General features: G+C 42.8%; 12 protein-coding genes. 8 read left to right on the top strand and 4 right to left on the bottom strand.

From position 1 onward, the window contains the following. The coding region (locus tag AS888_RS26830) for an NAD(P)/FAD-dependent oxidoreductase (protein WP_260320211.1) at window positions 1-663 on the bottom strand (663 nt) is incomplete at its 3' end. Window positions 664-701: 38 nt separating this feature from the next. Next, window positions 702-1,124 carry a DUF1641 domain-containing protein gene (locus tag AS888_RS14150; RefSeq protein WP_061142793.1) on the bottom strand — a complete coding sequence of 141 codons (423 nt, stop codon included), beginning with the start codon at window positions 1,122-1,124 and terminating at the stop codon, window positions 702-704. Between the two features lie 319 nt (window positions 1,125-1,443). On the opposite strand from AS888_RS14150, the gene AS888_RS25790 reads away from it, so the two are divergent. Beyond that, complete coding sequence (locus AS888_RS25790) at window positions 1,444-1,614, top strand: hypothetical protein (RefSeq protein WP_155645499.1); 171 nt, start codon at window positions 1,444-1,446, stop codon at window positions 1,612-1,614. A gap of 91 nt (window positions 1,615-1,705) precedes the next feature. On the opposite strand, the gene AS888_RS14155 is transcribed toward AS888_RS25790, so the two are convergent. Further along, entirely contained in the window at window positions 1,706-2,290 is a 585-nt protein-coding gene (locus AS888_RS14155) for a DJ-1/PfpI family protein (RefSeq protein WP_061142794.1), read from the bottom strand. Between the two features lie 139 nt (window positions 2,291-2,429). Here AS888_RS14155 and AS888_RS14160 point away from each other — a divergent pair, with 139 nt between their 5' ends. Both AS888_RS14160 and AS888_RS14165 read left to right on the top strand, forming a co-directional pair. Next, window positions 2,430-2,867 carry an Lrp/AsnC family transcriptional regulator gene (locus AS888_RS14160; protein ID WP_260320212.1) on the top strand — a complete coding sequence of 146 codons (438 nt, stop codon included), beginning with the start codon at window positions 2,430-2,432 and terminating at the stop codon, window positions 2,865-2,867. Window positions 2,868-2,967: 100 nt separating this feature from the next. Further along, window positions 2,968-3,798 (top strand): STAS domain-containing protein, encoded by an 831-nt coding sequence (locus AS888_RS14165; protein ID WP_397251826.1) that lies wholly within the window; start codon window positions 2,968-2,970, stop codon window positions 3,796-3,798. 60 nt (window positions 3,799-3,858) lie between these two features. On the opposite strand, the gene AS888_RS14170 is transcribed toward AS888_RS14165, so the two are convergent. After that, window positions 3,859-4,386 carry a GNAT family N-acetyltransferase gene (locus AS888_RS14170; protein ID WP_061142795.1) on the bottom strand — a complete coding sequence of 176 codons (528 nt, stop codon included), beginning with the start codon at window positions 4,384-4,386 and terminating at the stop codon, window positions 3,859-3,861. 163 nt (window positions 4,387-4,549) lie between these two features. On the opposite strand from AS888_RS14170, the gene AS888_RS26160 reads away from it, so the two are divergent. The 5 genes from AS888_RS26160 to AS888_RS14190 all read left to right on the top strand — a co-directional run bounded on the left by AS888_RS26160 (window position 4,550) and on the right by AS888_RS14190 (window position 9,588). Beyond that, on the top strand, window positions 4,550-4,696 hold the full coding sequence (locus AS888_RS26160) for a hypothetical protein (protein ID WP_185113095.1): 147 nt from the start codon (window positions 4,550-4,552) through the stop codon (window positions 4,694-4,696). A gap of 126 nt (window positions 4,697-4,822) precedes the next feature. Then, window positions 4,823-5,884, top strand: a complete 1,062-nt coding sequence (locus tag AS888_RS14175; protein WP_061142796.1) for a GerAB/ArcD/ProY family transporter — start codon at window positions 4,823-4,825, stop codon at window positions 5,882-5,884. Between the two features lie 10 nt (window positions 5,885-5,894). Then, on the top strand, window positions 5,895-7,367 hold the full coding sequence (locus tag AS888_RS14180; RefSeq protein WP_061142797.1) for a spore germination protein: 1,473 nt from the start codon (window positions 5,895-5,897) through the stop codon (window positions 7,365-7,367). 5 nt (window positions 7,368-7,372) lie between these two features. Continuing rightward, window positions 7,373-8,488 carry a Ger(x)C family spore germination protein gene (locus AS888_RS14185; protein ID WP_061142798.1) on the top strand — a complete coding sequence of 372 codons (1,116 nt, stop codon included), beginning with the start codon at window positions 7,373-7,375 and terminating at the stop codon, window positions 8,486-8,488. A 134-nt stretch (window positions 8,489-8,622) separates the two neighbouring features. After that, on the top strand, window positions 8,623-9,588 hold the full coding sequence (locus AS888_RS14190) for a quinone oxidoreductase family protein (RefSeq protein WP_061142811.1): 966 nt from the start codon (window positions 8,623-8,625) through the stop codon (window positions 9,586-9,588). The last annotated feature ends 183 nt before the right edge of the window (window positions 9,589-9,771 follow it).

The following is a 9,771-nucleotide window of genomic DNA, read 5'->3' on the forward strand; positions in this document are numbered from 1 at the left end:
GCGCGCTTCCAAGGAAGACATGGCCCGGTCGATCAGCGGATCAGGCAGCACAGGAAGGATTTTTGGGCCAGCTTCAACAAGCTTGACTTTCAAATCCTTGAAGTCCACGCCGAATTTCTTGGCGATTTTAGGGAAATGATCGACGATTTCACCAATCAGCTCGACGCCAGTCAAGCCGCCGCCGCCAATTACGATGGTCGCATCGGCTTCATTTTTCGTTTGGGCATATTCACGAATGCGATCTTCGATATGCTTGTAAATTTGGTTGGCATCTTTCACCGATTTCAAGACCATGCTGTTTTCTTCAAGACCTGGAATGCCGAAGAATCCTGTTTGGCTTCCTAGTGCCACGACAAGGGCATCATAGGATAAAGTGGAGCCGTTGGAAAGCTTCACTTCTTTTTTATCAACGGAGAAAGACTCCACCTTTGCAATGGCAAGGTCGATATCTTTTCCTTTGAAAAGTTTTTCCAAAGGAATCGAAACAGCTTGCTCGGAAATCGAACCGCCGGCAAGACGGTGCAATTCAGTGATGATTTGGTGGGTTGGAAATTGGTTCACCACGGTAACCTGCACTTGATCCTTCTTGTAATATTCACGTACGGACAACGCAGATAGTAATCCAGCGTATCCGGCACCTAAGATGACGATTTGTTTTGACATAGTTAATCCCCGTCCTTATTGATTGAAAGTTTTAGACATTATTTTTGGTTTTTACGTTCTGATGAGACTTCCAGGAACGCTTGCGCGAAACGGAAAAGCTTTTGTGCCTCAGGGTCTTTCATCATTCTCAATAGGCCAAAAAGACCGATTACATCATGATTTGCTTCTGCGCGATCCTTCGCTTCGATTGCGGTGGCCGCAAGACCTTTCACGGAATCGACCACAGGTGTCGCGATTTCCGAAATGGCACTGACGGTATCGTTTTTCAGGACATCATCCGTTGCCACCGATTGAGCGAAATCATAAGACTTTGTTAAAATATTCACTAATTCAGTCAGTTTTGGAAGCTGATCGACTAAAGTATTGAGTGACTCCTGAACCTCGGGCTTTAATAACTGATCCAGTACATCTTGACGTGCATTTAATTGTTCAGACTGTGATTGGGTAATCGTTTCTGACATATCCAATTCTCCTTTGCAATAAGCATTTTGTTGATTTGGTTAGAAAAACTTGTAAAATATTACACAAAGTGTTAAAGGTAATCCTTTAAAAATGTAATAAAAGCTATCCTATAGTATATCCCTTTCGCTCGATGAAAACAGCTTATTTTTTTAAAAAAATCTTCATAATATATTTTTTCCTGTAAATTAGAATGTCTATTTGGGTTGGATCATCTACTTAATGGCCATTTTTCACTTATCGGATAGCGCGCCCGTCACCGCCGCCTTTCCTGCATATTTCCACCTGGAAAAGCCATCCTAAATGGTGGAGGTGAAAAATGTGACTGACTCGAATTCCAAGCATACGGAAGAGAATGATGATAAGAAGCAGAACAAACTGGTTGGCAGTATGGAATATACAAAAGCACAAGTAATGGAAGGCATGAACGGGATTTCTGACGTGTACCTCAAAAACCTTGAGGAAGGCATGGGGGAAAATACGGAGGAATAATCAGGAAGGTCGTAACGTGGATCGTCTGTCGAACCTCATTTATCCGAACAAGGTGCCGGATGATCCGGAACCTTGTTCGGGTAGGACAGCCTTAATGGAAACCCATCAATTCCTTCACATGATGACAGTTTTCTTTGGTGGTGAGCATTTCCAAAAGCGTGAAAGCAACCCCGAATGCCGTGGAAGGATTATAGGAGGTGATGATGTTATCCGTGACGACAATCGGTTCATTGACGACAAGCGCCCCGAATTCCTTGAGCTGCTCCTGTCTGATACTGGTTGGATGATTGTAGGTAGTCGCTTTCCTCCCTTTCAAAATCCCGCTTTTTCCTAATGGGAGTGCGCCTACACAAATCGATGCAATGATTTTCTTTTTATCATGAAAGTCTGTAATGACATCAAGAAACTTTGGATCATAGGCATCATCATAAAAGCCGGCTTCTTCAAATCCCCCCGGAATGGCTAAAGCATCGAAGTCATCAAGGTTCACTTGATCGATGGTCAATTCGGGCTTCACGATGAAGTTCCAGGTGCATGATAATTGCTCATGCAGACCTACGGTAACAAGATCGGTGGAGCCATCGCCCTCTAATTTATTCCAGCCCAATACATCCGTAAATACACTCGCTTCAACCGCTTCGAATCCGTTCGATAACAGCAGTAATACTTTCTTCATAGCAACAACCCCCATACAAAATAGTTGTATTTATTATATAAAAAGTATATTCCTGATTACATATGATTCATTATGCATTCATTCCTTTTCTCTTTATTTTATAATGGATTTGAAGGATTCCACTTAATAATGAAAAGTGATGGTGATTGACTTGGATCGAACGGATAAAAAAATACTCTCCTTGCTCGAATCGAACGGGCGCATGGCAATGAAGGAGCTGGCCCAGAGGGTTTCTTTAACCGCCCCAGCCACTAAAGAGCGAGTAATTAAAATGGAGGAAAGCGGCGTAATCAAGGGATATAAAACGGAAATAGCCCTTGAAAAGCTTGATAGGGGCTTGACTGCGTTCGTTTTGTTTGAAACGGATCGGTGTAAGGATTTTTATGATTTTAGCTTGAGGCATCCGGATGTACAGGAATGTCACCGGTTAGCCGGTCAATATAGTTATCTGGTTAAAATCAGTACATATTCCATGGAAACACTGGAAGGGTTTGTTGATGAGGCGATTAAATATGGAAAATCGTCGACACATTTGATATTTTCATCGACTATTAAGGATATTTTCCCGCGAGATTAAATATGACCTGAAGATAATGGGCAGGAAAAAACCCGACCAATAGAGAATGTAGACAGTAACAAAAATCACATTTGAAAGTATCAACAAAAGGGAGTGGAGAATCGTGAGTTTTGTTTATGAGGAAGAAGAAATAATGGAATTCCTTTTACAGAACAAAAATGATTTTGAAGACTATCTTTTATCCGAAGCGGTAAATGTCAGGGAGAAAATCGAGGAAATCTTGCTGGTGGGTAATGTTGACCTTTTGAATAATGCCCATAAGCTCATCCGCTACATCGTGGAGCAGAATGAAGCCGATTTGATTATCTTTGCAGAACAAGAAGGGGAAACGTGGGCAACCCACTCCTTGACGCTTTCATTCAAGCTGGAATGGATCCAGGCCATCAGGAGGACGCTTTGGACCTTCTTTTATAAGTACGAGCATACCAAAGATCTCGTAAGCGATTCGTACACCTTCTTTGAGTTGGAAAAGGAAGTGAATGAAAAGGTCGATGTATTTCTAAAATCCTTTTTCGTCAGTTATTCCGATTACAAAGACAAGTTGATCCTGGCGCAACAAAACCTGGTGAAAAACCTATCCGTCCCGATCATTCCTGTTACCCCCACCACCTGTGTCCTTCCGTTAATCGGTACAATCGATGATTCACGCATCGGGATAATCGAGGAAAAAGTGCTGATGGAAATAAGCAATTTAAGGTTACAGACCTTGATTTTGGACTTATCCGGTATCAGCGAGATGGATGTTGAAATCATGAACCGCCTATTGAATATCCTTGATGGGACGGCCATGATGGGCTGTAAAACCGTCGTGACTGGATTGCGCCCCGGGGTGGTTATCAAGATGGTTCGTGCAGGGGTGGATTTTGAAGATAAAGCAGAGACAAAGTTGACGCTGCAGCAAGCATTGAAGGACCATCTTATAGTGAGCTGAATCGGAAGGTTTCCGGTGAAAACGGAATGAAAAAAGTCCCCATTGGCACTGGACGGGGACTCATGACTTCAGCAAGGAAAAGACATATGTATCATGAGGTATGCCGTATTGATAAATATAGCTCCTTAAAATACCTTCCTGGATGAAGCCGTGCTTTACCAATAATTCGCATGATGGTTGATTTTCCAGGAAAACGACCGCGCCGATGCGAGTCAAAGCTAGATTATTGAACCCGTACGCAATGATTTCCTTAAGCGCTTCCGAGGCAAATCCCATGCGCCAATGGGCTGGATCGATTTCATAGCCGATTTCAGTCCGTCTGTATTGCGGGCTATATGCATGAAAACCGATCGTCCCGATCAATTCGTTCGTATCATTTCGCTCAATCCCCCAACGGATGCACCGGTTTTCAAGGTATCCCTTCGCAAACGCAGCCACGATATCCTTCGCCTCCTGGACATTGAGCAATGAATCTTGACCATAGAAACGAGTGACCTCGTCATTCGATAAAAACCGGAAAAGAGCTTCAGCGTCGCCTTCATGAATCTCCCGTAACCGCAACCTTTGTGTGTTCAGTACCGGAAACATATGACCCCTCCAAAATGTCGTTATGCTAAACATATTCGGTTCCTGCGAAGGGTTTTCCTTTATTATGAAGTCCCTTTTTTAGAGGTATTTTTGATGGTTATCGGACATGCTAACGAGAGTACGTACAAGATTAATCAAAAGGAAGTCGAGGGGGAGCTGCATCATGGGAAAAAAACATCGTAACCGCGTCAATGCACCGAAAAAAAATAACCATATTCCAGAAGAAGGCATCATTGCTGAACAGGAAGCACATGGTAAGGAATATGCGGGGAATAAACGTAAGAACGGACCTGGCAACCATACCGATTGATTGGATCATCTTTTTACCGCTTTTGCCTAACCTCAGGCATGGCGGTATTTTTCTTTCCTCGTACGTTTTTATGAGTATAGGATCATAATAAAAACGCAAAATAAATAAAAACTCTTGAGGATGCTTATGACAAACGTAAATCTTAAATCTGCCCATGCCTATATACTGATGATCATGTCGACGGGCTTCATGTTACATGTATTGATCTTACCGAATATTCTAATGGCAGCCGGGAGGGACGCCTGGGTCAGTGTCCTGTGGAGTATAATCCCTATCGTTCTCATAGGAATCATCCTTTATTATATCTCCCGCTCACTTAAACGAGAATCTTTATTGACATTTTTACATAATCACTATTCACCGCCATTAGTGAAAATTTCAGCTGCCATTTTGGGACTGATCATGTTCTCCGAAGCGTTTGTCACCATGAAATATACATTATTTTGGACTAAAGATAATTATGCATCCGAGGTGCCTAATTACGTGATCGTCGTCTCCTTCACGCTTATGTGTTGTTATGCTTCGTTTAAAGGAGTGAAATCGATCGCCTACCTAGGCCCGCTTCTTTTTCTGTTAGTCTGTTTGTTTGGCATTTTTATAGGAGTCACCAATACGCCAAAGAAAGATTATTCCTTGTTATTTCCAGTATTCGAGCAAGGGATTAAACCTTCATTGAAAGGAATAATCTATCTGTGTGCAGCGTTTGGTGAAAGTCTATATCTGCTACTTCTCCAAGGGGATACAAAGCGTCCTTTTTCGTTTAAGGGGATAATGCTAACAATATTTTTCTTATTGTTACTGACATTAGGTCCCCTGGCTGCAGCCATAGCTGAGTTTGGACCGGAAGAAGCTTCAATGATGAACAATCCAGCCTATGAAGAGTGGAAACTTTTAACGATCGGGAGGTATATTACCCGTGTGGATTACATTTCCATTTTCCAATGGTCGGCCGGTTCTTTGATTCGGGTCAGTTTGTTGGTAATCATAGCTAACGAAATCAACGGGATCGGAAGGAAAAAATGGTTATTACTCATCATATATAGCCTATTGGGGATAGGCGTCCTCATTAATTGGCAATCCGATCAGTTTTTTTCTTTCCTATATAATATCTACTATCCGCTATTGAGCATATTGTTACTTACATTTCTCGTTGTAAGTCTTCTTCTAGTAAAACTAAAAAGTAGGTGAAACTTATCATATGGCAAATGAACCTGCCCCTCATATCTTGCTGACAAAAGAAGGATTGTATCAACATTTCGAAGCACATGCTGACGTTCAAATCAATTGCAAGGCTTTTGACTATGAGGATGTGATGAGCCAAGAGGTATTACTGATTTACGCTAGTGGAATGGTCGATAGCTTATTAATATATGACTTCGTATTACCAGCCGTGAGTGGACTTTTAAAGGAAGGGAAATTGCTTGAACTGGAAAACCTTCATCAGTTACTGGACGTTAGTGAAATCAACCGATCTCCACGTATAAAGGAAGATCTAGCATCGAACCTTTTTTCCGGTCAACTTCTTTTATTTGTTTGTCGAACAGAGAAGATGTTTTCCATTAATGTAGCCAAAATGCCCCAGAGAGCCGTCGATGAATCAAATATGGAAGTTTCGATTAGAGGGCCCCGGGATGGATTTGTAGAAAGCAGCGAAATAAACATGGCACTTATTCGGCAACGCTTGAAAACGACAGCATTAGTGACCCAGAGCATGACGATGGGGACACGAAGCAATACGGATGTGACCCTACTTTACATGGAGGATGTAATCAATCCGGATGTTTTGAGCAACATTCAATCCAAGCTACGTTCCATACAAGTTGATCTCGTTTCAAGCAGTTATCAAATAGAGGAGCTTCTATATGATCAAAGATTCTCTCTATTTCCTTTGATCGACTATACCGGAAGACCTGATCATGTCGTTCAATCACTTAATCAGGGCCGATTTGCGATTTTAGTGGATGGGAGTCCAAGTTGCTTAATCGCACCGGTCAATCTAACCTATCTCCTGAAATCACCTGAGGATAATCAAGCGAGTTTTTGGTACGTGAGCACTGAGCGGATATTAAGGATCTTAGCCTTGCTTACTACCCTTTTCCTACCGGGCTTCTGGACAGCGCTTACCTCATATCAATTTGATTACCTGCCATTTCCCTTGATGGCAACGGTGTCTATCTCCAGGAATGGATTGCCTATCGCGGGTCCCATAGAATTATTCATCATGCTGGTTTTCTTCGAGCTGTTTAAGGAAGCAGGGGTTCGCTTACCTAAATCCGTTGGGCAAACCGTCGCCGTGTTGGGCGGGTTGATCATCGGGGATGCAGCCATTCGGGCCGGCCTGACTTCTCCATCCACCCTCGTGGTCGGGGCCATTACCGTTATTTCCAGTTATACCTTAGTGAATCAAAGCTTGTCGGGAAATGTATTACTGATCCGGTTTTACATATTATTGCTCTCATCGATACTCGGGATTTTCGGATTTTTTATAGGATTGTTTACTATCTTCATTGCCTTGGCCAGATTGGAAAGCTTCGGACATCCATATTTAAGCTCCTTAAAGGAGCTAAATCGAGGAGATTTACTTAAAACGATCTTGAAAATACCGTACAAATATATTAAAACCCGTTTTCAAGCCTATTCCCCTACTGATTCAGATCGGAAAAAGGAGTAGATATGATGAGGAAAATCATGATAATTGCATTGTGTTTATTCGTAGCACCCTTATCTGGATGTTGGGGGATAAAAGAGATACAAGACCAAGTGTATATTGCAGCACTGGGAATAGATTTCCAAGAAGGGAAATATATCATTTTTTTTCAAGCTTTAAGCTTTGCGAATATAGCCAAGCAAGAGGGAAATGCCCTTTTGCCTGAGGCACCTCCCGTTTTATTGGGAAAGGGAACGGGCGAGACCATCGATGAAGCGTTTGATGATATCCAAAAAGCTTCATTTAGCCCTTTATTTTTTGGACAAATTAGCTCCATTTACATTACCCCCTCGATATTGGAGAAACACCTTGGTGAATTTTTGGATTATGCAGGTCGTACTGAGCTGATCAGGTACAATACCTGGATATTCGGTGTAAAGGAAAATCTCAGGCAAGCAATGACCGTAAACGGATTTTTCAATAAATCGCCTATCTATACGTTAGTTTTCGATCCTAAGGAAGTATTGGCTAATAACTCCTTCATTCCCGTTATTACCTACCAGAATTTGATTCAGAGATATAAGGAGCCATTTGGCACGATTTTGATCCCTACCTTGCATGTAAACGAAAAAACCTGGAAGGAAGGGAAGAAACCGAAGAAAATCGTAGATATAAACGGAGGTTTTTTCCTAACGAATAAACAAATAAAAGGGTGGATGAACAGTGAGGAACTTAAGGGTTTAAATTGGGTTAATCGTGATGTTAAGAAACTTTATCTTTCTTCGGGAGCTAATAAAGTGTCCGTTCAAGTAACGCAACCGAGCTTTCATATCGATGTCGTAAGTGGCTCATTTCCCAGATACCGGATCACGGTGGATGTGCCGATGACCATAGAAGAAAATTACAAACATGTATCTGTGGGAAAAGTGAAAAAAATCCTAGAGCATCAAGTGAAGGAAGAGGTGAAGAATACATTCAAAAAAGGACTGGAGATGAACACGGATCCATATAATTTAGCCGAAAAAGCGTATCGCTTCAGTAACGATGACTGGGATATACACGAGCTTAAAGAACTCTCACTTGAATCAATTGACAAGATTGACGTGAATATCATAGTCGAACATACAAGGAACTATAAAAAGTGATGGATATGTCCCGATAATCTAGGAAATCGCTGAGCATGCCAGGGGAAAGGGCGAAATCGCTATCATCGTTCTTGCCATTGAAGAATGCATCCTATATCTTAAAGAATGAAGAACCTTTGAAGGGAGATAGGTTAATGAAAGCACTTGTTTTTGATAACTTTGGCGGACCGGAAGTTCTTTCCGTTAGGGAAATGGAGGAACCGGAACGTACCAGTTCGGCAGTAATCGTTCGAATGAAAGCAATCGGCTTGAATTTTGCCGATGTATATAGAAGGAAAGGGAATTACCATTTGGTGGGTGAACCTCCCTTTATTTTAGGTTATGAAGGCGCGGGTGTCATCGAATATGTCGGGGAGGATGTTCATCATCTTCAGGTTGGCGATCGCGTCGGCTTTGCTGATGTTCCCCATGCGAATGCAGAGCTGGTTTCCGTTACAGCCGACAAACTGCTTCCGCTGCCTGATGGCATTTCCTTCGAAACGGCAGCTTCTGTTCTACTGCAAGGATTGACAGCCCAATATTTAACCGATGACAGCCATCCGGTTAAACAGGGGGAAACCGTTTTGGTTCATGCGGCTGCAGGCGGGGTCGGCCAATTATTGACGCAGATGATCAGGATGAAGGGCGGGCAGGTCATTGGATTGACATCATCCGATGAAAAAGCGGCTGTCGCCAAACAAGCGGGTGCCGCCCATGTATTCCTGTACGAATCGGACTGGGTGAACTCCATTAAGGACGTAACGGATAACATCGGCGTTGATGTCGTGTACGAGTCCGTCGGGCAGACCTTGATGAATAGTTTCGAGGCGACGAAGACCGGAGGAACGGTCGTTTTCTTTGGAATGGCAGGCGGTGATCCCGAGAAAATCGACCCGAGAATGCTGATGGACACCTCCAAAGCCTTAATAGGAGGAGACCTTTGGAACGTGTTGACTACCCATGAAGAGAGGAAAAGAAGAACGGCACAGTTGTTTGAATGGATCATGTCCGGGAAAATCCTTGTTGACCCACCGACTCTTTTTTCATTGGAAAAAGGCGCAGATGCACATAGACTGCTGGAAAGCCGGAAAAGTACGGGGAAAATATTATTGATCCCATAAAGGGAAGAAGGCCATCCATTTTAATGGTGGCCTCAGACTGTAGACAAACTCGATGAAAATCGAGTTTGTCTATTTTTATGGCTTGTACAATTTAGACGTTGATTTCCACTCCAGGCACTCGCTTTCCGCGGGCGGTCGGGGAGCCTCCTCGGCTTTGCCTGCGGGGTCTCCCCTAGACGCGCT

The organism is Peribacillus simplex (genome assembly GCF_001542915.1).
GTDB lineage: Bacteria > Bacillota > Bacilli > Bacillales > DSM-1321 > Peribacillus > Peribacillus simplex_B.

Coding starts and splice junctions, on each gene's coding strand:
- AS888_RS14150 (WP_061142793.1), bottom strand. CDS start 1,124: ATGTCAGAAACGATTACCCAATCACAGTCTGAACAATTAAATGCACGT.
- AS888_RS14155 (WP_061142794.1), bottom strand. CDS start 2,290: ATGAAGAAAGTATTACTGCTGTTATCGAACGGATTCGAAGCGGTTGAA.
- AS888_RS14160 (WP_260320212.1), top strand. CDS start 2,430: ATGGTGATTGACTTGGATCGAACGGATAAAAAAATACTCTCCTTGCTC.
- AS888_RS14170 (WP_061142795.1), bottom strand. CDS start 4,386: ATGTTTCCGGTACTGAACACACAAAGGTTGCGGTTACGGGAGATTCAT.
- AS888_RS26160 (WP_185113095.1), top strand. CDS start 4,550: ATGGGAAAAAAACATCGTAACCGCGTCAATGCACCGAAAAAAAATAAC.
- AS888_RS14175 (WP_061142796.1), top strand. CDS start 4,823: ATGACAAACGTAAATCTTAAATCTGCCCATGCCTATATACTGATGATC.
- AS888_RS14180 (WP_061142797.1), top strand. CDS start 5,895: ATGGCAAATGAACCTGCCCCTCATATCTTGCTGACAAAAGAAGGATTG.
- AS888_RS14185 (WP_061142798.1), top strand. CDS start 7,373: ATGAGGAAAATCATGATAATTGCATTGTGTTTATTCGTAGCACCCTTA.
- AS888_RS14190 (WP_061142811.1), top strand. CDS start 8,623: ATGAAAGCACTTGTTTTTGATAACTTTGGCGGACCGGAAGTTCTTTCC.